General features: G+C 45.6%; 26 protein-coding genes. 19 read left to right on the top strand and 7 right to left on the bottom strand.

The genetic code is table 11. The features are described from left to right. The first annotated feature begins 80 nt into the window (after positions 1-80). The 14 genes from NYE36_RS13380 (at position 81) to NYE36_RS13315 (ending at position 13,843) form a co-directional block, all read left to right on the top strand. Positions 81-491: a cytidine deaminase gene (locus NYE36_RS13380; protein WP_003152976.1), complete on the top strand. Its 411-nt coding sequence runs from the start codon at positions 81-83 to the stop codon at positions 489-491. Beyond that, positions 472-1,377, top strand: coding sequence for a GTPase Era (gene era, locus NYE36_RS13375; protein ID WP_007408285.1), 906 nt, complete (start codon positions 472-474; stop codon positions 1,375-1,377). Before NYE36_RS13380 ends, era begins: the two co-directional genes overlap by 20 nt. Positions 1,378-1,531: 154 nt before the next feature. Further along, on the top strand, positions 1,532-1,675 hold the full coding sequence (locus tag NYE36_RS13370) for a YqzL family protein (RefSeq protein WP_007408286.1): 144 nt from the start codon (positions 1,532-1,534) through the stop codon (positions 1,673-1,675). A gap of 36 nt (positions 1,676-1,711) precedes the next feature. Continuing rightward, on the top strand, positions 1,712-2,479 hold the full coding sequence (gene recO, locus NYE36_RS13365; protein WP_007408287.1) for a DNA repair protein RecO: 768 nt from the start codon (positions 1,712-1,714) through the stop codon (positions 2,477-2,479). A gap of 301 nt (positions 2,480-2,780) precedes the next feature. Next, positions 2,781-3,668 carry a glycine--tRNA ligase subunit alpha gene (gene glyQ / locus NYE36_RS13360; RefSeq protein ID WP_003152984.1) on the top strand — a complete coding sequence of 296 codons (888 nt, stop codon included), beginning with the start codon at positions 2,781-2,783 and terminating at the stop codon, positions 3,666-3,668. Then, complete coding sequence (glyS, locus tag NYE36_RS13355; RefSeq protein WP_241457556.1) at positions 3,661-5,700, top strand: glycine--tRNA ligase subunit beta; 2,040 nt, start codon at positions 3,661-3,663, stop codon at positions 5,698-5,700. Before glyQ ends, glyS begins: the two co-directional genes overlap by 8 nt. A gap of 100 nt (positions 5,701-5,800) precedes the next feature. After that, the gene (gene ccpN, locus NYE36_RS13350; RefSeq protein ID WP_003152989.1) at positions 5,801-6,439 is read left to right on the top strand and encodes a transcriptional regulator CcpN; all 639 of its coding nucleotides are present in this window, start codon (positions 5,801-5,803) and stop codon (positions 6,437-6,439) included. A gap of 25 nt (positions 6,440-6,464) precedes the next feature. Next, positions 6,465-7,277, top strand: a complete 813-nt coding sequence (locus NYE36_RS13345; protein ID WP_003152991.1) for a pyruvate, water dikinase regulatory protein — start codon at positions 6,465-6,467, stop codon at positions 7,275-7,277. Between the two features lie 255 nt (positions 7,278-7,532). Then, positions 7,533-8,039 (top strand): YaiI/YqxD family protein, encoded by a 507-nt coding sequence (locus NYE36_RS13340; protein ID WP_014418404.1) that lies wholly within the window; start codon positions 7,533-7,535, stop codon positions 8,037-8,039. Between the two features lie 21 nt (positions 8,040-8,060). Further along, positions 8,061-9,872 (top strand): DNA primase, encoded by a 1,812-nt coding sequence (gene dnaG / locus NYE36_RS13335; RefSeq protein WP_015417838.1) that lies wholly within the window; start codon positions 8,061-8,063, stop codon positions 9,870-9,872. 192 nt (positions 9,873-10,064) lie between these two features. Beyond that, positions 10,065-11,186 (top strand): RNA polymerase sigma factor RpoD, encoded by a 1,122-nt coding sequence (rpoD, locus tag NYE36_RS13330; protein WP_003152998.1) that lies wholly within the window; start codon positions 10,065-10,067, stop codon positions 11,184-11,186. A gap of 350 nt (positions 11,187-11,536) precedes the next feature. Beyond that, positions 11,537-11,899: a cytochrome c550 gene (cccA, locus tag NYE36_RS13325; protein WP_003152999.1), complete on the top strand. Its 363-nt coding sequence runs from the start codon at positions 11,537-11,539 to the stop codon at positions 11,897-11,899. Between the two features lie 125 nt (positions 11,900-12,024). Next, positions 12,025-12,729, top strand: coding sequence for a tRNA (adenine(22)-N(1))-methyltransferase TrmK (locus tag NYE36_RS13320; protein WP_094032321.1), 705 nt, complete (start codon positions 12,025-12,027; stop codon positions 12,727-12,729). After that, positions 12,722-13,843, top strand: a complete 1,122-nt coding sequence (locus NYE36_RS13315) for a Nif3-like dinuclear metal center hexameric protein (protein WP_094032236.1) — start codon at positions 12,722-12,724, stop codon at positions 13,841-13,843. The genes NYE36_RS13320 and NYE36_RS13315 overlap by 8 nt, the downstream gene beginning before the upstream one ends. Before the next feature lie 20 nt (positions 13,844-13,863). Here the strand turns inward: NYE36_RS13315 and NYE36_RS13310 are convergent, their stop codons facing one another. Both NYE36_RS13310 and vrrA read right to left on the bottom strand, forming a co-directional pair. After that, positions 13,864-14,808 carry a 4-hydroxy-3-methylbut-2-enyl diphosphate reductase gene (locus NYE36_RS13310; RefSeq protein ID WP_012118007.1) on the bottom strand — a complete coding sequence of 315 codons (945 nt, stop codon included), beginning with the start codon at positions 14,806-14,808 and terminating at the stop codon, positions 13,864-13,866. 122 nt (positions 14,809-14,930) lie between these two features. Next, complete coding sequence (vrrA, locus tag NYE36_RS13305) at positions 14,931-15,626, bottom strand: VrrA/YqfQ family protein (protein ID WP_094032237.1); 696 nt, start codon at positions 15,624-15,626, stop codon at positions 14,931-14,933. Between the two features lie 165 nt (positions 15,627-15,791). On the opposite strand from vrrA, the gene NYE36_RS13300 reads away from it, so the two are divergent. Beyond that, a complete protein-coding gene (locus NYE36_RS13300) occupies positions 15,792-17,108 on the top strand; it encodes a DEAD/DEAH box helicase (protein ID WP_094032238.1) in 1,317 nt (438 codons plus the stop codon). Positions 17,109-17,118: 10 nt separating this feature from the next. Next, complete coding sequence (locus tag NYE36_RS13295) at positions 17,119-18,012, top strand: deoxyribonuclease IV (protein WP_012118004.1); 894 nt, start codon at positions 17,119-17,121, stop codon at positions 18,010-18,012. A 32-nt stretch (positions 18,013-18,044) separates the two neighbouring features. Here NYE36_RS13295 and NYE36_RS13290 read toward each other — a convergent pair whose 3' ends face one another. Further along, positions 18,045-18,299 carry a DUF2624 domain-containing protein gene (locus NYE36_RS13290; RefSeq protein ID WP_003153013.1) on the bottom strand — a complete coding sequence of 85 codons (255 nt, stop codon included), beginning with the start codon at positions 18,297-18,299 and terminating at the stop codon, positions 18,045-18,047. Positions 18,300-18,417: 118 nt separating this feature from the next. On the opposite strand from NYE36_RS13290, the gene NYE36_RS13285 reads away from it, so the two are divergent. Both NYE36_RS13285 and NYE36_RS13280 read left to right on the top strand, forming a co-directional pair. Next, positions 18,418-19,299 (top strand): YitT family protein, encoded by an 882-nt coding sequence (locus tag NYE36_RS13285; RefSeq protein ID WP_007408296.1) that lies wholly within the window; start codon positions 18,418-18,420, stop codon positions 19,297-19,299. A 123-nt stretch (positions 19,300-19,422) separates the two neighbouring features. Beyond that, positions 19,423-19,833, top strand: a complete 411-nt coding sequence (locus NYE36_RS13280; RefSeq protein WP_003153018.1) for a Fur family transcriptional regulator — start codon at positions 19,423-19,425, stop codon at positions 19,831-19,833. Between the two features lie 29 nt (positions 19,834-19,862). On the opposite strand, the gene NYE36_RS13275 is transcribed toward NYE36_RS13280, so the two are convergent. Then, positions 19,863-20,444 carry a hypothetical protein gene (locus tag NYE36_RS13275; protein WP_094032239.1) on the bottom strand — a complete coding sequence of 194 codons (582 nt, stop codon included), beginning with the start codon at positions 20,442-20,444 and terminating at the stop codon, positions 19,863-19,865. Between the two features lie 133 nt (positions 20,445-20,577). Here NYE36_RS13275 and NYE36_RS13270 point away from each other — a divergent pair, with 133 nt between their 5' ends. Further along, positions 20,578-20,955 (top strand): DUF308 domain-containing protein, encoded by a 378-nt coding sequence (locus tag NYE36_RS13270; RefSeq protein ID WP_094032240.1) that lies wholly within the window; start codon positions 20,578-20,580, stop codon positions 20,953-20,955. A 32-nt stretch (positions 20,956-20,987) separates the two neighbouring features. Here NYE36_RS13270 and ispG read toward each other — a convergent pair whose 3' ends face one another. The 3 genes from ispG to NYE36_RS13255 form a co-directional block, all read right to left on the bottom strand. Then, the gene (ispG, locus tag NYE36_RS13265) at positions 20,988-22,106 is read right to left on the bottom strand and encodes a flavodoxin-dependent (E)-4-hydroxy-3-methylbut-2-enyl-diphosphate synthase (protein WP_169510269.1); all 1,119 of its coding nucleotides are present in this window, start codon (positions 22,104-22,106) and stop codon (positions 20,988-20,990) included. A gap of 132 nt (positions 22,107-22,238) precedes the next feature. Further along, positions 22,239-22,541, bottom strand: a complete 303-nt coding sequence (locus NYE36_RS13260) for a LysM domain-containing protein (RefSeq protein ID WP_094032241.1) — start codon at positions 22,539-22,541, stop codon at positions 22,239-22,241. Positions 22,542-22,632: 91 nt separating this feature from the next. After that, positions 22,633-23,394 (bottom strand): DUF1189 domain-containing protein, encoded by a 762-nt coding sequence (locus NYE36_RS13255; RefSeq protein ID WP_012118003.1) that lies wholly within the window; start codon positions 23,392-23,394, stop codon positions 22,633-22,635. Positions 23,395-23,445: the final 51 nt, after the last annotated feature.

Here is a 23,445-nt window from a genome sequence, read left to right as displayed (position 1 = left end):
GAAAAACCAATCATAATTATGTAAAATAAAAGTGACAGCGGTATCATACAGGATAAAGGTAAGAGAGGAATTAAGTACACATGAACAGACAAGAATTGATTGCAGAAGCATTAAAAGCGCGGGACACAGCGTATGTGCCGTATTCAAATTTCAGAGTGGGAGCCGCTCTTCTTACCAAAGACGGAAAAGTGTACAGAGGCTGCAACATCGAAAATGCGGCATACAGCATGTGCAACTGTGCTGAACGCACGGCGATATTCAAAGCTGTTTCCGAGGGGGATACGGAATTTGCGATGCTCGCCGTGGCTGCGGATACTCCGGGACCGGTTTCGCCGTGCGGAGCCTGCAGACAAGTAATTTCCGAGCTGTGCTCAAAGGATATGCTTGTTATTCTGACCAACTTACAAGGACAAATAAAAGAAATGACTGCGGAAGAATTATTACCAGGCGCATTTTCATCGGAGGATTTACATGACGAACGAAAGCTTTAAATCAGGATTTGTATCTATCATCGGAAGGCCGAATGTAGGAAAGTCTACCTTTTTAAACAGGGTCATCGGTCAAAAGATCGCCATCATGAGCGACAAACCCCAGACGACAAGAAATAAAGTCCAAGGGGTGCTGACAACCGGCACGTCGCAGACCATTTTTATTGATACACCGGGCATTCACAAACCAAAGCACAAGCTTGGCGACTTTATGATGAAAGTGGCGCAGAATACGCTGAAAGAAGTTGACTTGGTGTTATTTATGATTAACGCCGAAGAAGGGTACGGAAAAGGCGACGAGTTTATCATTGAAAAGCTCGGACAGACGTCTACACCGGTCTTTCTGATCGTAAACAAAATTGATAAGATCCACCCTGACCAGCTGCTTCTTTTAATTGATGAGTACCGTACGCGCTATCCGTTTAAGGAAATCGTGCCGATCTCAGCTTTGGAAGGGAACAACGTCGAAACCCTTCTCGCGCAGATTGAAGCGTATTTACCGGAAGGGCCTCAGTTCTATCCGAGCGATCAGGTGACTGACCATCCCGAGCGGTTCATTATTTCTGAACTGATCAGGGAAAAGGTGCTCCATCTGACAAGGGAAGAAGTGCCGCACAGCATCGCTGTCGCCATCGAGTCCATTAAAGGGCAGGAAAACGGCTCCGTCCATGTCGCCGCCACCATTGTGGTCGAGCGGGATTCTCAAAAAGGCATCGTCATCGGCAAAAAAGGAGCGCTTCTGAAAGAAGTCGGCAAAAGAGCGCGGGCTGATATTGAAGCTCTTTTGGGCTCACGCGTTTACCTGGAATTATGGGTGAAGGTGCAGAAGGACTGGCGGAATAAAATGTCTCAGCTGCGTGATTTCGGCTTCAAAGAGGATGAATATTAATTCATCTAAGGCGCATGCCTGAGGTGTGAGATTACCTCACAGAAGCAGGGATTCGTTAGCAAAATTTGTTTAACATGAAAAGGAGGACATCAGGTCAAGATAAGGGTAAGAATTTGGATTGCAAGCTAGTTTAATGATGAAAGGTGGGTTTTTTGTGTTGAATTTTACCTGGAACGTATTTTCTCAAACAGGAAGTGTTGATACGTACCTTCTTTTTAAAGAACTGGAAAAAGAGAACCTGGAAAGACCCGAAGAACCGGAAGATGAGCTAGCCCGAATTGATTTTCCAATTTTGTAAACCTCTTGGCCCCTCCCATTGTTGGAAGGTGCGGAAATGCTGACTAAATGTGAAGGAATCGTGCTCCGTACGAATGACTACGGGGAGACGAATAAAATCGTGACATTGCTGACGAGGGAACACGGCAAAATCGGCGTCATGGCAAGGGGCGCCAGGAAGTCAGCCAGCCGGCTGTCAGCAGTCAGCCAGCCGTTTTTGTACGGGTCATTTTTAATGCAAAGAACATCCGGACTCGGCACGCTCCAGCAGGGTGAAATGATTCTCAGCATGAGAACGATCAGAGAAGATTTATTTTTGACGGCGTATGCCGCTTTTATCGCTGAACTCACTGACAAAGGAACGGAAGAGAAGAAACCGAACCCCTATTTATTCGAATTGATTCTCGAATCCTTTAAGAGGCTGAATGACGGGACTGACCCGGACGTGATCACCTTCATCGTGCAGATGAAAATGCTCGGCGTCATGGGGCTGTATCCGGAGCTGAATCATTGTGTCCACTGCAAAAGCGGGGAAGGAACGTTTCATTTTTCGATAAGAGATAACGGGTTTATCTGCCACCGCTGCTTTGAAAAGGATCCGTACAGAGTTCCGATTTCGCCGCAAACGGCAAGGCTGCTAAGGCTTTTTTATTACTTTGATATCGGAAGGCTCGGCAGCGTCTCGTTAAAACAGGAAACCAAAAACGAAATTAAACGGGTCATTGATCTGTATTACGAGGAATATTCAGGACTTTATTTAAAGTCAAAACGGTTTTTAGATCAGATGGAAAGCATGAAGAACCTTTTGGATGAAAACAAAAGTTGACATTCTGCCCATCTTTTTATATGATCATTTATTATAAAATATGTTGCAGTGACAGAAAGAAGTACTTGCGTCCAACTCATACAAGCGACCTTAGGGCAGTGTAAGCTAAGGATGAGCGCGCAACGAAAGGCATTCTCGAGCAACCCTTTAAAAAGAGGCTGAGTGATTCACATCCTCAGCAACTAGGGTGGAACCGCGGGAGAACTCTCGTCCCTATGTTTGCGGCCGGCAAGCATAGAGACGGGAGTTTTTTGGTTGCCGCCGCACTTGTAAAAGAATGGAGAAAGTGGAGGTGCTTGAAATGAACATTCAAGATATGATTTTAACCTTGCAGAAGCACTGGTCGAATGAAGGCTGTGTGCTCATGCAGTCGTATGATGTGGAGAAAGGCGCAGGCACAATGAGCCCGTATACATTTTTACGAAGCATCGGGCCGGAACCGTGGAGAGTGGCTTACGTTGAGCCGTCCAGACGGCCTGCGGACGGACGGTACGGTGAAAACCCGAACAGGCTCTATCAGCATCATCAATTCCAAGTCATTATCAAGCCGTCGCCTGATAACATTCAAGAGCTTTACCTTGATTCATTGCGTGCGCTCGGCATTGACCCGCTTGAACATGATATCCGTTTCGTAGAAGACAACTGGGAAAACCCGTCTTTAGGCTGTGCAGGTCTCGGCTGGGAAGTATGGCTTGACGGGATGGAAATTACTCAGTTTACATACTTCCAGCAGGTGGGCGGAATTGAATGTAAACCGGTATCCGTTGAGATCACGTATGGTATTGAACGTCTCGCGTCATATATTCAGGATAAAGAAAACGTCTTTGATCTTGAATGGACGTCAGGATTTACTGTGAAAGATTTATTTATGATGGCTGAATATGAGCATTCCGTTTATACTTTTGAAACATCTGACGTGGATATGCTTTTCCATTTGTTCAGCACCTATGAAAAAGAAGCGATCAGACAAATGGATAACGGGCTCGTGCATCCGGCCTATGATTATGTGCTGAAATGCTCTCACACATTTAATCTGCTCGATGCAAAAGGCGCGATCTCGGTGACGGAACGGACGGGCTATATCGGCCGTGTCCGCAACTTAGCGAGAAAAGTGGCAAAAACGTATTATGAAGAACGGGAAAAATTAGGGTTCCCAATGCTTAAAGAGGAGGGCTCTTCCCATGAGTAAACAAGACTTGCTTTTAGAGATCGGACTCGAGGAAATGCCGGCGCGGTTTTTACATGACAGCATGGTGCAGCTCGGTGAAAAGCTGACCGACTGGCTGGCTGAAAAAAATATCGCCCATGGCGAAGTGAAACTTTTTAATACGCCGAGACGTCTGGCAGTATATATAAAAGACGTAGCAGAAAAACAGGCTGATATTCAGGAAGAAGCAAAAGGCCCTGCGAAAAAAATCGCTCTGGATGCTGACGGAAACTGGACAAAAGCCGCTATCGGATTTTCAAAAGGCCAAGGCGCCGGAGTGGATGATCTGTATATAAAAGATGTAAACGGCACGGAATATGTCTTCGTTCAAAAATTCCAGGCGGGACAAGAGACGAAGACACTTTTACCGCAGCTGGAAAATTTGATTGCCGGAATGCATTTTCCGAAAAACATGCGCTGGGGCACGCAGGATCTGCGCTATATCCGTCCGATCAAATGGATTATCGCTCTCTTTGGGAAAGACGTCATTCCGTTTGAAATCACAAATGTCGAGACGGGCCGGAACACGCAGGGACACCGCTTTCTCGGCCAAGAAGTATCTGTTGATGCACCGTCATCATACGAAAAGCTGCTGAAAGAACAAAGCGTCATTGCTGACCCGAAAGAACGCAAACAAATGATCCAAAGCCAGCTGGACGCGCTTGCGGCCGAGAAGAAATGGAACATTCCGATCGATGAGGACCTGCTGAACGAAGTCAACCATCTGGTGGAATACCCGACGGCGCTTTACGGATCTTTTGAATCCGAGTTTCTTTCTATCCCTGAAGAAGTACTTGTAACAACAATGAAAGAGCATCAGCGCTACTTCCCGGTAAAAGATGAAAACGGGAATCTGCTGCCTCATTTTATTACGGTAAGAAACGGGAACAGCCATGCAATTGAAAATGTTGCCCGCGGAAACGAGAAAGTGCTGAGAGCAAGGCTTTCAGATGCTGCGTTCTTCTACAAAGAAGACCAAAAGCTGAACATTGATGAAAACGTGAAGAAACTGGAAAATATCGTTTTCCATGAAGAGCTCGGCTCCCTTGGAGATAAAGTAAGAAGAGCGGCCGCCATTGCGGGCAAACTTGCCGTCCGCCTGAAAGCGGATGAACAGACGCAAAACCTTGTGAAGCGCGCCGCAGAGATTTCTAAATTTGACCTGGTTACACATATGATCTATGAGTTCCCTGAGCTTCAGGGCGTGATGGGAGAAAAATATGCGCGCATGCTCGGTGAAGATGAAGCCGTCGCTGCCGCAGTCAATGAGCACTATATGCCGAGAGCGGCCGGGGGAGAAGTGCCTTCAACCTTTACCGGCGCGGTCGTGGCGTTAGCTGATAAACTGGACACGATTGCTTCCTTCTTCAGCATTGACGTAATTCCGACAGGTTCTCAGGATCCGTACGGATTGCGCCGTCAGGCAAGCGGCATCGTTTCCATTCTGATCGACCGCAACTGGGGCATTTCTTTTAAAGAGCTGCTGTCATTGACAGAAACGGAAAAAGAAAATGAGCTCCTCGATTTCTTTACACAGCGTCTGAAATACGTCTTAAACGCTGAAGACATCCGTCATGACGTTATCGAAGCCGTTCTGGACAGCACAGAGCTTGAGCCGTATGCAGCCGTTCATAAGGCAAGAGTGCTTGAGAAGCACCTCGGCACACCCGGCTTTAAAGAAACGGCTGAATCACTCGGCCGGGTCATCTCCATCAGCAAAAAAGGCGAGAGCCGCGATATCAATCCGGATCTGTTTGAAAATGAACAGGAGAAAAAGCTGTTTGACGCTTATCAACAAACAAAAGACAGTGTCGCGGAAAGCTTTGCCTCCAAAAACTATGAACAGGCGCTTGCCGTGCTCAGCGGATTAAAGGAGCCGATTGAAGACTACTTTAATCACACGATGGTAAATGCGGACGATGAAGCATTAAAAACCAACCGTTTAGCGCAAATGACCGCTCTTGCAGATGTGATCAAGTCTTTTGCTAATATGAATCATCTTATTGTAAAATAAAGAAAAAGACGGTTGCTGTGTGATCGGCAATCGTCTTTTCCCCTTTTACATAAACATCACAGAATGAAAACATAGATAAAGAAACCCTTCCATAAAGGTGGTGAGTACGATCGAATTAAATAAACGGCAAGAACAAATTTTACAGATTGTAAAGGAAAACGGCCCGATTACCGGAGAGCATATCGCAGAACAGCTCAATTTAACGAGGGCCACGCTGCGGCCGGACTTGGCCATACTCACCATGTCAGGCTTCTTAGAGGCCCGTCCGCGGGTCGGTTATTTTTATACGGGGAAAACGGGAAATCAGCTGCTTGCGGATAAACTGAAAAAGCTGCAAGTGAAAGATTTTCAATCGATCCCTGTTGTCATCAATGAGAATGTCTCGGTATACGATGCCATCTGCACCATGTTTTTAGAAGATGTCGGCACGTTATTTGTCGTAGATCGTGATGCTGTCTTAGTCGGTGTGCTGTCACGCAAAGATTTGCTGCGGGCGAGCATCGGCCAGCAGGAACTTGCCTCAATACCGGTTCATATTATCATGACAAGAATGCCGAATATCGCCGTCTGCCGGCGTGACGATTATGTGATGGACATCGCCAAGTATTTAATTGAAAAACAGATCGATGCCCTGCCCGTTATTAAAGATACGGATAAAGGCTTTGAGGTCATCGGCCGGTTTACCAAAACGAATATGACTAAGATACTTGTCAGTTTATCAGAAAATGAAATCATATAAGCTTGAAAACTAACGGGGGGATAACATGGACAATCGCATCATTTATGTAGTATCAGACTCAGTCGGAGAAACCGCCGAACTCGTTGTAAAAGCCTCGCTCAGCCAGTTTAACGGCTCAGCAGATGATACGCATATCAGAAGAATACCTTATGTGGAAGATATCGGCACCATTAATGAAGTCGTGTCTCTCGCCAAAGCGGACGGCGGCATTATTTGTTTTACGCTCGTTGTTCCTGAAATGCGCAAATACCTGGTTGAACAAGCGGAAAAAGCGAATGTGCTGTATTACGATATTATCGGTCCGCTCATCGATAAAATGGAATCGGCTTACGGTCTGACCGCTAAATATGAACCGGGCCGCGTCCGCCAGCTTGATGAAGATTATTTCAAAAAGGTCGAGGCGATCGAGTTTGCCGTCAAATATGACGATGGCAGAGATCCAAGAGGCATTTTAAAAGCCGATATCATCCTGCTCGGAGTATCCAGAACGTCTAAAACCCCATTATCACAATATCTTGCCCATAAGCGTCTGAAAGTGGCCAATGTGCCGATCGTTCCTGAGGTCGATCCGCCGGAAGAACTGTTCAGCGTTGATCCGAAAAAATGCATCGGCTTAAAAATCAGCCCTGATAAACTGAACCATATACGAAAAGAACGGTTAAAATCTCTCGGCTTAAATGACAAAGCCATTTACGCCAATATCAACAGAATTAAAGAAGAGCTGGAGTATTTTGAGAAAATCGTGGACCGGATCGGCTGCCAAGTCGTTGACGTTTCGAATAAAGCGGTCGAGGAAACAGCGAACATCATTCATCATCTCAAAACAAAGGGCCGATAACTCAGGACGCTTTATCCTGGGTTTTTGGGTATGCAAATAGGGAATAAACAAAAAGGATGGCATCTTCGCGAAGTTTGTATTATAATAAAAAATTGTGATAAAATGTTTATTTTTAGGTTTAAGCTTCGTGTGATACGAATAAACTATTATGGGTAAGATGTCAAGAATAACTCCCGGAAATTTTTCGACAAAGCTCAAAATAGATCCGCAGTCATGGAGCATATGCGATTTCGCTTGTTTTTATGCAGGAGATTGATGGAGGGATGGAGAATTAGTCTTCTAAATGAAAAAGAAAAGACGATTTTTGTCGATGCAGACGCATGCCCCGTAAAAGAGGAAATAATGCTCATTGCATCGCAATTCAGCGTTCGGGTTATTTTCGTCGCATCATTTGAACACTACCAGCTTTCCAGAAGCAAAGACGAGAACTGGGTATACGTTGATCCTCATAAAGAAGCGGCAGACTTATATATCGCAAACCATGTGAGATCGGGAGACGTCGTAGTCACGCAGGATATCGGTTTAGCCTCTCTTTTGCTGAACAGAAATATTGCCGTCTTATCGGAAAGGGGCCGTTCTTATACTGAAGACACGATTGACTTCGCTCTGATGAGCCGTCATATGTCAGGCAAAATGAGAAGAAGCGGCATTCATTCCAAAGGACCTAAAAAATTAAATAAAGAAGATCGGAATCGATTTGTTACCCTGCTTAAAAAAATCCTGTCGAATGATGAAGGGATTTCAAATCAAAACATCGAATAATGTACGACGGAGTGTTATAAGATGGGAAACCGCATACCAGATGAAGTAGTTAATCAGGTGCAGCAGTCAGCAGACATTGTTGAAGTCATAGGTGATTATGTCCAATTGAAAAAGCAAGGCCGCAACTACTTTGGGCTCTGTCCGTTTCACGGGGAAAACACGCCCTCGTTTTCCGTCTCCAGCGATAAGCAGATCTTTCATTGCTTCGGATGCGGTGCGGGCGGGAACGTTTTCTCTTTCTTACGGCAGATGGAAGGCTATTCATTTACGGAAGCTGTTTCTCACCTTGCGGATAAATATCAGATTGATTTCCCTGATGATATAACGATTCACTCTGCATCCAGGCCTGAATCTTCCGGAGAGCAGAAGATGGCGGAAGCCCACGAGCTTCTGAAGAAATTTTACCATCATTTGCTAATAAATACAAAGGAAGGCCAGGAAGCGTTAGATTACCTTTTATCAAGGGGTTTTACGAAAGAGCTCATAGATGAGTTTGAAATCGGCTACGCGCTGGATTCCTGGGATTTCATGACGAAATTCTTGAAAAAGCGCGGTTTTGAGGAAGAACTGATGGAAAAAGCGGGTCTGCTGATCAGAAGGGAAGACGGCAGCGGGTATTTTGACCGTTTCAGAAACAGAATTATGTTTCCCATTCATGATCACCACGGAGCCGTGGCGGCTTTCTCAGGAAGGGCGCTCGGAAGCCAGCAGCCGAAATATATGAACAGCCCGGAAACGCCGCTGTTTCATAAATCTAAGCTGCTGTATAACTTTCATAAGGCGCGCCTGCCGATCAGGAAAGAGGAGAGAGCCGTTCTGTTTGAAGGCTTCGCTGACGTCATATCCGCCGTCAGCTCAGGCGTAAAAGAAAGTATCGCCACAATGGGGACGTCGCTCACCGAAGAACATGTGAAAATCCTCAGGAGAAATGTTCAGGAGGTCATTCTCTGCTACGATTCGGATAAAGCCGGGTACGAAGCTACGCTGAAAGCGGCCGGCCTGCTTCAGAAAGCCGATTGTAAGGTAAGAGTAAGCATGCTGCCTGACGGGCTTGATCCTGATGATTATATCAGAACCCGGGGCGGAGAAAAATTCCGGACCGATATCATTGATGCAAGCGTTACGGTCATGGCTTTTAAAATGCAGTATTTCCGCAAAGGGAAAAACTTATCTGACGAAGGAGACCGGCTCGCTTACATGAAAGAAGTGCTGAAAGAAATCAGCGCTCTTTCCGGGTCGCTTGAGCAGGAAATGTATGTGAAGCAGCTCGCCTCAGAATTTTCTCTTTCGGTAGAATCTTTGACGGAACAGCTTTCCATCTACGCCAGACAAAACGCCCCCGGCGACAAAAACGCCGAACCGCAGACAAGACGGGCCCGGGTGACGACAAAAGCAAAACGGCGCCGTCTCCGTCCCGCCTATGAGAACGCGGAAAGACTTCTGCTCGCTCATATGCTGAGAGACCGAAACGTCATAAAGAAAGTGATTGAGCGTGTCGGCTTTGAATTTAACATTGACGGACATCGTGCGCTGGCAGCATACCTGTACGCTGTATATGAAGAGGGGGCTGACATGACGCCGCAGCATCTTATGGCGAGAGTGCAGGATGAGGAAATCAGCCAGCTGCTTTCAGATATAGGGATGCTCCAAGTAAACGAGGAGCTCTCAGAGGCCGAGTTATCCGATTACGTAAAAAAAGTGTTGGATCACCGAAAATGGTCAATGATAAAGGAAAAAGAAGCAGAAAGAGCGGATGCGGAGAGGCAGAAAGACTTCGTGAAAGCTGCGTCTCTGGCTCAAGAAATTGTTGCATTGAACCGATCATTAAAGTAACACCAAAAAGAGGCTTGCGTTCTGATTGGCAATGATTCCTTGCGGAGGAGCAAATAGATCGCTTAACCTCATCATGAATTGTCATTTATTATCCGCAGCCCTGCATGCTGAAAAAGAGAGAAGGCTTCCGGGTCGGATAAGAAACATACCGCTTTTAGAATTCGTTGCAAGCTTTGGAAGGAGGGATCCATAATGGCTGATAAACAAACCCACGAAACAGAAACAGAACTTACATTAGACCAGGTAAAAGAGCAGCTTACTGAAACTGGAAAAAAACGTGGCGTTTTAACATATGAAGAAATTGCTGAACGCATGTCCAGCTTTGAAATTGAATCAGACCAAATGGATGAGTATTATGAATTTTTAGGAGAACAAGGTGTTGAATTAATTAGTGAAAATGAAGAAACGGAAGATCCTAATATTCAACAGCTTGCCAAAGCCGAAGAAGAATTTGACCTTAATGACCTCAGCGTACCGCCTGGCGTAAAGATCAATGATCCAGTCCGCATGTACCTTAAGGAAATCGGACGGGTAAATCTTCTTTCTGCTAAAGAAGAAATCACCTACGCTCAAAAAATTGAAGAGGGTGACGAGGAATCTAAACGCAGACTGGCTGAAGCAAACCTTCGTTTAGTTGTCAGCATTGCTAAACGGTATGTCGGCCGCGGCATGCTTTTCTTAGACTTGATCCAAGAAGGAAACATGGGTCTCATGAAAGCCGTCGAGAAGTTTGACTACCGTAAAGGATATAAATTCAGTACGTATGCGACTTGGTGGATCAGACAGGCGATTACACGCGCCATCGCTGACCAGGCGAGAACAATCCGTATCCCGGTTCACATGGTGGAAACCATCAACAAATTAATCCGGGTGCAGCGTCAGCTTCTTCAGGATCTTGGCAGAGAGCCGACACCGGAAGAGATTGCTGAAGACATGGATCTTACGCCTGAAAAAGTCCGTGAAATATTAAAAATTGCTCAAGAGCCTGTTTCTTTAGAAACGCCGATCGGTGAAGAGGACGACTCACATCTCGGTGATTTCATCGAAGACCAGGAAGCGACATCTCCGTCGGATCATGCGGCATATGAGCTTTTAAAAGAACAGCTGGAAGATGTGCTGGATACGTTGACAGATCGTGAAGAAAACGTGCTGCGTCTCCGTTTCGGTCTGGATGACGGACGCACAAGAACTTTGGAAGAAGTAGGCAAAGTGTTTGGAGTAACGAGAGAGCGTATTCGCCAAATTGAAGCAAAAGCGCTTCGCAAATTGAGACATCCGAGCAGAAGCAAACGTCTGAAGGATTTTCTCGAATAGAATGGAACGGGTCTTTTTGATCCGTTCTTTTTTATGTATAAGATATATGGATAATATACCTTTATTTTACTGGATAAGCATATGTTTTGCAAATGAGTTTGGAAAAAATGCGGCATGTCCTGAAAGGGGGAAAATGAGATAAGTTTATTTATATTCTTTATTGTAAGCGTATACAATTCATTATACAATAGAATAAAGATAATTTTGTGATAAACAAAACAGTTATTTTTGCTTTTTGTATAAATTGTGAAATCAAAGAAATTGCTGAACAAGACCATTTACTTTTTGTAAAAATAAGTTAGAATTAGAAGTGTTTACATAGGGGGAGAATGAAAAAGGGGGATGGAGATATGAAGTGGAATCCGCTGATTCCTTTTTTGCTCATTGCAGTGCTGGGAATAGGGCTGACTTTCTTTTTAGCTGTAAAAGGCAATGGAGATGCGCATCAGATCGCAAGCGGCGGTGAAAGTAAAAATGCCGAGAAGGAAACTGCAAACGCTTCACCTGAAGAGATTTATAAAGCGAACTGCATCACCTGTCACGGGGAAAACTATGAAGGTGTATCAGGGCCGAACTTAAAAGGCGTCGGCAAAAGAAAAGATGTCGCTGAGATTAAAACAAAAATTGAAAAAGGCGGCAACGGGATGCCCGCAGGCCTTGTGCCGGCCGAAAAGCTGGATGACATGGCAAAATGGGTTTCTGACATTAAATAAAGCTTTACCGGTCCCTATATAAAAGACATATGAAAAACTCTATCCGCCGCTTGGATTCCGGGCGGTTTTTTTATATGATAGTAAAGGAAAAAGAACCTGAGAAAAGTTGTGATATTGTGAATGAAATGAAGTTATCTAAAAGATTGCAGTCTGTGGCGGAATATATCCCTCCGGGTGCCCTGGTTGCTGATATCGGGTCGGACCACGCGTATCTTCCTTGCTATGCCGTTTTGAATCATTTGGCAAGCCGGGCAATCGCCGGTGAAATTACAGACGGACCGTTTCTATCCGCCAAACAGCAGGTGGAAAAACTGGACTTAAGCACTCTTATCTCCGTAAGGAAAGGTGACGGGCTGAGCGTCCTTGAAAAAGGAGAAGCCGGCGCCATTACAATCGCGGGCATGGGCGGAGCGCTGATCGCTCATATTTTGGAGTCCGGAAAAACGAAATTGACGGGGCGTGAACGGCTGATTCTGCAGCCGAATATTCATGCCGTTCATATAAGAGAGTGGCTGTATCAGGAAGGCTATGAACTGATTAATGAAGTGATTCTCGAAGAAGACGGAAAGTGTTATGAGATCCTCGTTGCGGAAACTGGCGACCGTGATGCGCCGTATCGGGACGTGCCGATGGCTGCCGGAATGCTTGCGGGTCCGTTTTTATTAAAAGAGAGGAATGATGTGTTTCTTCGGAAATGGAGCCAGGAACTTAAGCATACTGAACAAATTTATGAACAGATCAGCCGCAGCGCAAAGCATGAAAGTCATGAAAAATTAGCTGAATTGAAAGAGCGGATTTCTCTGCTGAAGGAGGTAATCGGACATGCCTAAACATGTGAACGGACAGGAAATCATCCAGCTGTTTGAACAATTTTCACCGAAGGCTTTTGCGGTGGAAGGAGATAAAATCGGCCTGCAGATCGGTACATTGAATAAGCCGGTGAAAAATGTCATGGTGACACTGGATGTTCTGGAACAAACGGTAGATGAAGCCATTGAGAAAAAAGTTGACTTAATTATCGCCCACCATCCGCCGATTTTTCGGCCGCTTAAACAGATCACCACTGATCAGCCTGGCGGAAGACTGATTGAGAAATGTATAAAGCATGATATTGCCGTATATGCGGCTCATACGAATCTTGATGTAGCGGACGGCGGTGTGAATGACCTGCTTGCCGAAGCTCTCGGCCTGACAGACACAGAAGTGCTCGTCCCGACATATTCGGACCCGCTGAAAAAGCTTGCCGTATATGTTCCGAAAGACTATGAAGAAGCTGTAAGAACCGCACTTGGCAACGCCGGAGCGGGACATATCGGCAATTACAGCCATTGCGCGTTCTCCTCTGAGGGAATCGGCAGCTTTAAGCCGCTGGACGGGGCAGAACCGTTTATCGGACAGACGGGAGAGCTGGAACTCGTCCATGAAGTGAGACTTGAGACCGTTTTTCCGGCAAGTATGGAGAAAACCGTCGTAAAAGCGCTGAAAAAAAGCCATCCGTATGAAGAGGTGGCATATGATATTTATCCGGTGGAGCAGTCTCCGCTTGAAAAAGGGCTCGGCCGCATCGGAAAACTTCAGCAAGACATGACGCTTGAAGAGTTTGCGCTGTTTGTGAAAGAAAAGTTTGACGTTAACGGAGTCCGGATGGTCGGAGAGCGAAACAGCAAGGTGAAAAAAGTCGCGGTTCTTGGCGGTGACGGAAATAAATATATTTATCAGGCAAAGCGGAAGGGTGCAGATGTTTACGTGACGGGCGATCTTTATTTCCATGTAGCGCATGATGCGATGATGATCGGATTAAACGTCGTGGACCCGGGGCATTATGCTGAAAAGATCATGAGAAAAGGCACGGCTGAGAAGCTTACGGCAATGGCCGGGGAGAAAAACTATGATGTGCGCATTTTCGCTTCCGAAACAGATACAAACCCATTTACCTTCTTATAAAAAAACTGAGGCCCCGGGCCTCAGTTTTTTATTTTTACTTTCGGAAGGATTTTTTTAAGCGGCACACTGTGTTCAAGCTGCCATGTCGATTCATCGTTGTGGTCAAACTGCTCTAAAAAGCGGATGACTTCCTTTGTAATCGGTGTCGGTGTTGATGCGCCTGCGGTAACGGCGACGGTATTGACGTCTTTCAGCCATTCGAGCTTCAGTTCACTGATGTCTCCGATTCGGTAGGCTTTTGTTCCGGCGATTTCTTCTGACACTTGCGCCAGTCTGTTGGAGTTATTGCTTTTCGGATCACCGACAACAATGGTTAAGTCCGCTTTTTTTGCCTGCTCTGATACAGCTTCTTGACGAACCTGTGTGGCCAGGCAGATTTCCTGATGGTATTCCACGTACGGGTACTTTTCTTTGACTGATTCCATAATATCGTGGACGTCCCACTGGGACATTGTCGTTTGGTTTGTAACGATTAATTTCTCAGCCTGAATATCGAGATTTCTCACGTCTTCCTCTGTTTCAACGAGATGAACGATTTCAGGAGCGACGCCGACGGCTCCTTCAGGCTCGGGGTGGCCTTTTTTACCGATGTATATGACGTGATAACCTTCAGCTTTTACTTTTCGGATTAAGTCATGTGTTTTCGTGACGTCCGGGCATGTGGCGTCAATCGTAACAAGCCCTTTTTCCTCAGCGGCTTTTCTTACTTCCGGAGATACCCCGTGAGCCGTGAAAATAACGGTTCCTTTTTCCACCTGCTTTAAAATCTCCAGACGGTTTGTGCCGTCAAGCGTGTAAATGCCGTCTTCTTCAAACGCATCTGTGACATGCTTATTATGAACAATCATTCCCAGTATATATATAGGTCTTGGCAGTGTTTTATCGAGTGACGCGTTTTTGGCTATGACCATGGCATCAACAACGCCGTAACAGTAGCCGCGCGGCGATATTTTGATAACGTCCAATGTAGATGTCCTCCTATCAAAAGTGAGTGTAGAGGCAATATAAAAAGCCGTAGTTAAACGGCTCAAATCTTGCATTCTTCTGATCTCATTATAGCTAATCTTTCGTGAGATATCAAAGAATGTTAAATATATAATTTCGGCTTTGATCTGCCCGATGTTCTTTTTGGACGCGGCTGTTCCGCTGAGTCCGCCTGTGCGGCGTCTTTTTCTTTTGAAGCGGATGCTTTTTCAGACGTCTTCTTTGATGTTTTGGATGAGGCGTCTGATTTGTTTTCATCTTCTGTTTCATCTGTTTTTTCAGCTTCATCCTTTTTGTCCTGTTCGTCTGTTTCTTTCGTCTCGTCAGGTTCATTCTCGTCATCACTGCTGCTTAATTGGCTGTAAAGCTTCATCATGGCGGGCAGACTCCGTACTAAAGGACCGTACTGCTGGATCATCGGCGTAACCTGCTGCGCCACACCGAGCACCTTCTGAACGTTGCCGAGCATGCTCGACAGGGATGCCGGACTTGCCAGGTTCTGTATTCCCTGCAGTCCTGCACCTGCTCCTCCGCTGGCCGCCGCCGGTGCCGACGCGGCAGCGCTTCCTCCTCCTGAACCGGGTAAAAAACGGGAAAGCATCCCTTTTAAGCCCCCTCCGCCGCCCGTGCCTGCGTTTCTCAGGCCCGCTCCGGCAATCTGCTGCTGAGGGAAAAGCTGCCGTCCCTGCTGCATCAGCTGCCGTCCCGGCAATGACGGTCTTCCTCCCATCATCATACGCGGATTCATAAACGGCCGTCCCTGCTGCGCCATATTTCTCATCGGCTGCTGTGGAAACATACTTGTACCTCCTTTCTGTCTCTCTGCTATTACAATATGCATCGGAGGGGGCATTTGCTTTTCTGTCTCGAAAACAGGATTCCCCCAAGACATGGTGTTTTTAAGTAAAATCGGTTATAATGTGATGATGGACACAGAATGTGCCGCTTTAAGGAGCTGGGAAAAATGAAAGAAACTAAATTTGATGGATACAACTTAAAACCGTTTATTATAGATGCAGTTCACCGCCTTGGTTTTTATGAACCGACAGATATTCAAAAGCGTCTGATACCTGCCGTACTGAAAAACGAAAGCGTGATCGGGCAGTCCCAGACGGGGACGGGGAAAACCCACGCCTATTTATTGCCAATTTTGAATCGGATTGATCCGGGTTCTGATACGGTACAGGCTGTTATCACGGCGCCGACGAGAGAGCTTGCCAATCAGATTCATCAGGAAGCGCTCAAAATCACACAGGGTGCGGAAGATGAGCCGATCCGGACAAAATGCTTCATCGGCGGGACGGACAAGCAAAAATCAATTGATAAGCTGAAAACACAGCCTCATCTCGTCGTCGGAACGCCGGGCCGGATCGCGGATCTGATTAAGGCGCAGGCATTGAACGTCTATAAAGCGCAGTCTCTCGTCATTGACGAAGCTGATCTGATGCTTGACATGGGCTTTTTAGAAGACGTTGATTACATCGGGTCGCGTATGCCAGAAGAACTTCAGATGCTTGTGTTCTCAGCTACGATTCCGGAAAAGCTGAAGCCGTTTTTGAAAAAGTATATGGAAAATCCGAAGTACGCGCATGTTGAGCCGAAAAGAATCACAGCCGAAAAGATTGAACATGTTTTGGTTCCTTCTAAACAGCGTGATAAAGACAAACTGCTTTTTGATATGATGTCTCATCTGAACCCTTATCTGGGCATTGTGTTTGCAAATACGAAAAACACGGCTGACCATATTGCGAAATACCTGATTGAAAAGGGCATGAGGATCGGTCTTCTGCACGGGGGATTAACGCCGCGTGAGCGTAAGAAGGTAATGAAGCAGATTAATGAACTGGAATTCACTTATGTCATTGCGACAGACCTTGCGGCAAGAGGAATTGACATTAAAGGCGTAAGCCACGTCATCAACTATGAGCTTCCGGACGATCTGGATTTTTATGTTCACCGCGTCGGGAGAACCGCACGCGCGGGTTCATCAGGCCAGGCACTGACCATTTATGAGCTTTCTGACGAAGATGCGCTCGTAAGACTCGAAAAGATGGGCATTGTGTTTGACTATGCGGAGCTTGTAAACGGCGAATGGAAGAAAGGCGATGACCGCCACCGCCGCAAAAAACGCAAAAAATCGGAGAATGAGGCCGACCAAATGGCGAAGCGCCTTGTGAAAAAACCGAAAAAAGTGAAGCCGGGCTATAAAAAGAAAATGGGCTACGAAATGGAAAAGATAAAAAGAAAGCAGAGAAGAAACAAATCTAACAAAGGAAAGTAGGGGAATCGGGTTGCTGAAAATAGGTTCACACGTCTCAATGAGCGGAAAACATATGCTCCTTGCCGCAAGCAAGGAAGCTGTTTCGTACGGGGCGAATACATTTATGATCTATACGGGCGCTCCCCAAAACACGCGCCGCAAAAAAATTGAAGACTTGAATATCGAAGCGGGCCGCGCCCATATGAAGGAAAACGGCATCGACGAGATTGTCGTGCATGCGCCGTACATCATTAACATCGGAAATACGACAAATCCGGCAACATTTGAGCTGGGCGTTGATTTTCTGCGTTCTGAAATTGAAAGAACGGCAGCGATCGGCGCGAGACAGATCGTGCTTCATCCAGGAGCGCATGTCGGAGCCGGGGCTGAGACGGGCATCAAAAAAATCATTGAAGGTCTAAACGAAGTGATTGTTCCCGGGCAAAACGTGCAGATTGCGCTGGAGACAATGGCGGGCAAAGGATCAGAATGCGGGAGAAGCTTTGAAGAGCTGGCCGAGATCATTGCGGGAGTCACGCATAATGAACATCTATCCGTCTGCTTTGACACTTGCCACACCCATGACGCCGGGTATGATGTCGCTAATGATTTTGACGGTGTTCTTAACGAGTTTGATAAAATCGTCGGCATCGATCGGATAAAAGTCCTTCATGTGAATGACAGTAAAAATATCAAAGGCGCCCGGAAAGACCGCCATGAAAATATCGGGTTCGGAGAGATCGGTTTTGACGCTCTGCAGTACATCGTTCATCACGAGCAGCTTGCCGATATTCCGAAAATCCTCGAAACGCCGTATGTAGGCGAAGACAAGAAAAATAAGAAGCCGCCGTACCGTTTTGAAATCGAAATGCTGAAAGAAAAGCAGTTTGATAAGGAGCTTCTTGAAAAAATATCAGCTCAATAAGAAAGAAAGGAGGGGCGGGTGTCCCTCCTTTTTTACCCTGAGAATTGATTGAAAAGTTCGTCAACTTTCCGCGCCGTTTCTTTTGAAGTTATCGTTTCCACTTTTTTCAGCAGGCGCAGCCGCTCCTGTTCATCAAAAATATTGATGTTTTTTCCGTGCATCAGAGCCGCTACCTCAGCCGCTTGACTTCTTGTAATGCTGATCCCGTATTGCTTGGAATATTTCAGCAGATCGTCCGCAGTGACTTGATTGAGCCGCTGCAAAATAATTCTTTGTATTAAAATCATCGATACTTTCACCTCTTTAGACATAATGTATTGAGCAGATCATTAAAATGTTACAGCTTTTAATGGTAAAATAAAGTTGCTTACTGTTTAAAATAGTTATTATAGGAAAGGAGATTTTATGACCCCAAATAAACAGCATAAAAGAGAATCATTTTTACACTTTATCTTCAGGGTCATTATGATTCTGATCGGGGCGGGTTCAGCCGCCGTAAGTATTGAATTGTTTCTGGTCCCTAATAATTTTATCGACGGAGGCATTATCGGTGTTTCATTAATTTTAGACCACCTCTTTATGTCCAATCCCCTCCTCAATTTTGCCTTATTCGTTGTGTTACTCAACATTCCATTTATGATTTTCGGATATAAATATATCGGAAAAACATTTCTCATCTCTACTGTTATCGGAATCGTCGGTTTAGCGCTGATTGAATCCTCATTGCACCATGTGGAGGCCATTACGACCCAGCCTATTTTGGCGACGGTATTCGGGGGGCTTTTGCTCGGTTTCGGGGTAGGCCTTGTCATCCGAAACGGAGGCTCGATGGACGGTACTGAAATCCTCGGTATCCTTCTCACGAAAAAGCTGCCCTTTTCAGTCGGAGAATTCGTTATGCTCATCAATGTGTTTATTTTCATTTGGGCCGGTTTTGTGTTCGGTCCGGAGCAGGCAATGTATTCTTTCATGACTTATTATATTGCCATGAAAACGATTGACGCCGTCATCCAGGGGCTTGATGAAACAAAAGCGGTCATTATTGTTGCAGAGCAATATGCTGAGATCTCAGATGCTATATTGCACCGGCTTGGACGGGGAACCACCAAGCTTCAGGGAAAAGGCGGATATACGGATGAAACCAAAGAAGTCATTTACGCGGTCGTGACAAGGCTTGAAGTGACTAAATTGAAATCCATTGTGTTTGAAATTGATAAAAACGCCTTTATTACGATCATGAATACCCATGAAACGAGGGGCGGTAAGTTCAAAACCGCGATTCACTAGGCTTTCATTTACTTTTCATCATTTTATAGGTATAATTTGATACATCATAAGAAAATGGCCTGCTGTTCAGACAGCTGCCATTTTCTTTTTGGAGCGATACCGTGTTGTAAAGGGGAGGTCCTCATGAACGTACAAGAAGCGTTGAACCTGCTGAAAGAAAAAGGGTATAAATATACGAGTAAGCGAGAAGACATGCTGCAGCTTTTTGCTGATTCTGATAAATATCTGACCGCCAAAAACGTGCTTGCCGCATTAAATGACGACTATCCGGGTCTGAGCTTTGATACCATATACAGAAATCTTTCGTTATATGAAGAACTCGGCATTTTGGAAACGACGGAGCTTTCCGGAGAAAAACTGTTCCGTTTTACATGCTCTTATACCCATCATCATCACCATTTTATCTGTTTAACCTGCGGGAAAACGAAGGAAATTGAGTCCTGTCCGATGGATAAGCTGCACGATGATTTGGAAGGGTATGAAATCAGCGGCCATAAGTTTGAAATTTACGGCACCTGTCCGGCGTGCCGATAAAAAACCTCCTGCTTATACAGGAGGTTTTTTCAGCTTTTGACATGCTGAAAGCTATGTTTGTTTTTATTAATCCAGGCGACGGCTTCAAGCCAATTCTGCACCCTGATAATATTGGAATCGATGGGGAGCTGATTATATGGGGAGTTAAAAAGGATAACCGGAATGCCTGCTTCTTTTGCGATCATTGTCGCATTGCCGTGGTGATCTTCGAAAAATAAATCAATGCCGTGTTTTTTGACGGCTTCCACTTTGTGATGGCCTCCGACAAGCTCAATGTGATCGTAATGAATGTCCCGGTTTGCAAACCAGTCCAGCGTAACATCTTCTAAGTGGCCGCGTCTTGCCGTAATGTAGATCAGACGGTGCTCTTCTTTCAGTCCGTCCAGTGCCTGCTTGGCAAATTGCGCGAGCTTCGCTTCTTTATATATGGCTGCTTCATGAACGTTCATCCATTCCCAAAATTCCTCGTCTGTAATGTTCAAAAGCTTCGTCAGATCATAATCAGTCATATCATCCAAGGTAATGGAAAGATGAAATGAGCGGTTTAAATAAGGGACAAATGTATCCTGTGCCGTAACTGTGCCGTCAATATCTATACCTAACCGTAACATGTCCACACTCCTATAAATTCATCCCTTCAAGTGTAACATAAACAATTAACAATACCAGAAAAGTTTAGCAAACATGAATCCGTAAAAAACGCGGAAACTAAAAAAGCTCCTTTCATAAAAGAAAAAGGGGGAATTGAAGGTGGCATACGATTACGAAAATCGAAAAGGCAACGACTACTACGTGGATCATGGATCGGAAGGAACCGATATCACGCGTGATGTTTATTCAGAAGAAACAGCGGCCGAAATCTCAGAGCCATATCGTGCTTCTGACCGGGCAGCAGACCGTGATGATAATCGGGACGGAGTAAGTGAAGGCCGGGGGATAGGGTATGCAGCATTGGCTATTTCTATCATTTCCCTGTTTGTGCTCCCTGTTTTATTAGGGGCATGCGGCATTATCGTCGGCTATATCGCCAGAAGAAGAGGAGCAGGCGCTTTAGGCGGATGGGCGATGGGAATCGGTGTTGTTTCCCTTGTGCTCGGCATCTTCATTACACCGTTTTTTTAACACAACGCAAAAAAAGCTTGGCGGAATATCCGTCAAGCTTTTTGTGTTTCTTGTTCTGCTTTTGCTTTTTCCGCTTCAAGCTTTGCGTAGTGTTCTTCTGCCAGCTTGTCGATTTCTTTTTTCAGCTCTTCGACCATGGTTTCTTCAGGGACTTTGCGGACGATTTGGCCTTTGCGGAAAAGAAGTCCTTCGCCGCGCGCGCCGGCAATCCCGATATCAGCTTCTCTTGCTTCGCCCGGTCCGTTAACGGCACATCCGAGAACGGCTACTTTAATCGGCGCTTTGACTTTAGAAATGTATTCTTCCACTTCATTTGCGATGCTGATGAGATCAATTTCGATCCGTCCGCATGTCGGGCATGAAATAAGCGTAGCCGCGTTTGAAGCAAGACCGAATGATTTCAGGAGTTCTCTGGCTACTTTTACTTCTTCAACCGGGTCGGCGCTCAGAGAGATCCGGAGCGTGTTTCCGATTCCTTTGCTTAAAATCGCTCCGAGTCCGGCCGCGCTTTTTACCGTTCCGGCAAACAGCGTGCCCGATTCTGTAATTCCGAGGTGGAGCGGATAATCAAATGCTTTTGATGCTTTTTCGTATGCTTCTATGGCTAGATTGACGTCAGACGCTTTCATGCTGACGATGATGTCGTGAAAGTCAAGGTCTTCCAGGATTTTGATATGATGAAGCGCACTCTCAACCATTCCGTCAGCAGTCGGATAGCCGTATTTTTCTAAAATGCGTTTTTCCAAAGAACCCGCGTTTACGCCGATCCGGATCGGAATTCCTTTTTCTTTCGCTGCTTTTACGACGGCTTCCACTTTTTCGCGGCGGCCGATGTTTCCCGGGTTGATTCTGATTTTGTCGGCCCCGCCCTCAATTGCTTTTAATGCAAGCTTGTAGTCAAAATGAATATCGACAACGAGAGGGATGGAAATTTGTTTTTTGATGTCGGCAATCGCGTTAGCGGCGCGTTCGTCCGGACATGCCACCCGGACAATTTGGCAGCCGGCTTCGGCTAAACGGTTGATTTCCGCAACTGTTGCTTCTACGTCGTGTGTTTTGGTCGTCGTCATACTCTGAATGACGACTTCGTTATTTCCGCCTATTGTTAAAGGTCCCACTTTGACGGGACGCGTTTTTGTACGATGTGTGATTTCACTCACTTGTCAATCGCTCCTTAATTGTAGTTACCGCTTTTGCAGGCTGAGCCTTTTACATGTCAGGCAACTTCTATTTACATGTTATATTGTAACAGTGTATTTGCCGAACTGACAAGAAATTAACGTTTAATTGCGGTAGACGGGGAATTTATAAGCGGTGCCTGCCTGAATGGCGTTTGCTTTTACATTCGGATTCAGCGCTTCAAAATCTTGTACAATATCATCAGGCGCTTTATGTGCGCCGACTATCGACATCACCGTATCGCCTTTTTTGACCGTAACCGTTCTGTATGAAGTTTCCTGTTGGGCTGGCTGCGCCGCCGCTGCGTATGCTGGAAGGTCTTGAGAAGGGATCGTGCCGATTTTAAGATCGTAAAAGATAATGAATATCACAAATAAACTGCCGAATACAAAAGTAAGCCGCTTCATTCCAACCGCCTCCCGCATACATTTTTACTTCATTGTATGCTTGTCCCATTTTGTTCATGACAAAAAAGAAGACCGCCGGGGGCAGTCTTTGTTACACAGCTGTTTTTCTTGGCGGTATCTCTTTTAAGACGAGGAAAAGGATGATAAAGTTTACAAACCAATTCACTAAAAATTCACTCGGCACCGTAATAACAAGCGCGCGCATGATCGTAAAGAATATGGTCGAAAGTGTAATGGAATAAGCCGAAAGCTTCCAGAGCTGCTGGTAATTCAATGTCTTTCTTTGCGCATTTTTCAATATGAGGCCGATGACGGCGAGAAATGATACTTCAATGAATTTTCCGGCCGCTGTCATGATGAACAGCAAAACGGACAGGACGGTGACGATCATCGTTTTATTTTGGTTTAATGCTGATATGATTTCTTTTTTTGTGATATCAGCAGGCATCAGCGAATAATTCATTTCTGTCGCCTGTCCGTCTACAGCAAGCACCATTTTATTTTTCAAAATGCCGATCGCATTTTGTTTCGCCGCTATTTGTTTAGCGCCGTAAGCATCTGTCGGATCAAACACGATGACGAACCCGTTCGCTTCCGTTTCCTTAGAGGCGGACGCTTTCGTCTGCAATTCTCCGTTTGAAATGCTGAAATCAGGGAAATCTTTCTTTAACACGGTTTTGAAACCGTTCATTGAGTTTACGGTGCCGGAGCAAAGGTAATAAGCGCTTGGCAGCGTAAAAAGGACAGACAGCAAAAATACATAAAGGATCGCTTTTCCTATCCCCTGAAACCGTGTTTTTGCAATATCCGCCGGAGAGTATGTACTTTTCAATAAAGCCGTAAATATGTTCAACATCTTCACTTCCTAGCCTAAACTGGTATATGTTGCTTATTGTATCGTTCA

The sequence above is a fragment of the Bacillus sp. FSL R5-0593 genome, from assembly GCF_038603755.1.
In the GTDB taxonomy this organism is placed as follows: Bacteria; Bacillota; Bacilli; order Bacillales; family Bacillaceae; genus Bacillus; species Bacillus velezensis.
Note: the sequence above shows the minus strand (reverse complement) of the source record. Positions and strands in the feature narration are given on the sequence as shown.

Bases quoted from the DNA above. Each gene is read 5' to 3' on its own strand.
- NYE36_RS13380 (WP_003152976.1), top strand. From the start codon at position 81: ATGAACAGACAAGAATTGATTGCAGAAGCATTAAAAGCGCGGGACACA.
- era (WP_007408285.1), top strand. From the start codon at position 472: ATGACGAACGAAAGCTTTAAATCAGGATTTGTATCTATCATCGGAAGG.
- recO (WP_007408287.1), top strand. From the start codon at position 1,712: ATGCTGACTAAATGTGAAGGAATCGTGCTCCGTACGAATGACTACGGG.
- glyQ (WP_003152984.1), top strand. From the start codon at position 2,781: ATGAACATTCAAGATATGATTTTAACCTTGCAGAAGCACTGGTCGAAT.
- glyS (WP_241457556.1), top strand. From the start codon at position 3,661: ATGAGTAAACAAGACTTGCTTTTAGAGATCGGACTCGAGGAAATGCCG.
- NYE36_RS13345 (WP_003152991.1), top strand. From the start codon at position 6,465: ATGGACAATCGCATCATTTATGTAGTATCAGACTCAGTCGGAGAAACC.
- NYE36_RS13340 (WP_014418404.1), top strand. From the start codon at position 7,533: ATGGAGGGATGGAGAATTAGTCTTCTAAATGAAAAAGAAAAGACGATT.
- dnaG (WP_015417838.1), top strand. From the start codon at position 8,061: ATGGGAAACCGCATACCAGATGAAGTAGTTAATCAGGTGCAGCAGTCA.
- rpoD (WP_003152998.1), top strand. From the start codon at position 10,065: ATGGCTGATAAACAAACCCACGAAACAGAAACAGAACTTACATTAGAC.
- cccA (WP_003152999.1), top strand. From the start codon at position 11,537: ATGAAGTGGAATCCGCTGATTCCTTTTTTGCTCATTGCAGTGCTGGGA.
- NYE36_RS13320 (WP_094032321.1), top strand. From the start codon at position 12,025: ATGAAGTTATCTAAAAGATTGCAGTCTGTGGCGGAATATATCCCTCCG.
- NYE36_RS13315 (WP_094032236.1), top strand. From the start codon at position 12,722: ATGCCTAAACATGTGAACGGACAGGAAATCATCCAGCTGTTTGAACAA.
- vrrA (WP_094032237.1), bottom strand. From the start codon at position 15,626: ATGTTTCCACAGCAGCCGATGAGAAATATGGCGCAGCAGGGACGGCCG.
- NYE36_RS13300 (WP_094032238.1), top strand. From the start codon at position 15,792: ATGAAAGAAACTAAATTTGATGGATACAACTTAAAACCGTTTATTATA.
- NYE36_RS13290 (WP_003153013.1), bottom strand. From the start codon at position 18,299: ATGATTTTAATACAAAGAATTATTTTGCAGCGGCTCAATCAAGTCACT.
- NYE36_RS13285 (WP_007408296.1), top strand. From the start codon at position 18,418: ATGACCCCAAATAAACAGCATAAAAGAGAATCATTTTTACACTTTATC.
- NYE36_RS13280 (WP_003153018.1), top strand. From the start codon at position 19,423: ATGAACGTACAAGAAGCGTTGAACCTGCTGAAAGAAAAAGGGTATAAA.
- NYE36_RS13275 (WP_094032239.1), bottom strand. From the start codon at position 20,444: ATGTTACGGTTAGGTATAGATATTGACGGCACAGTTACGGCACAGGAT.
- NYE36_RS13260 (WP_094032241.1), bottom strand. From the start codon at position 22,541: ATGAAGCGGCTTACTTTTGTATTCGGCAGTTTATTTGTGATATTCATT.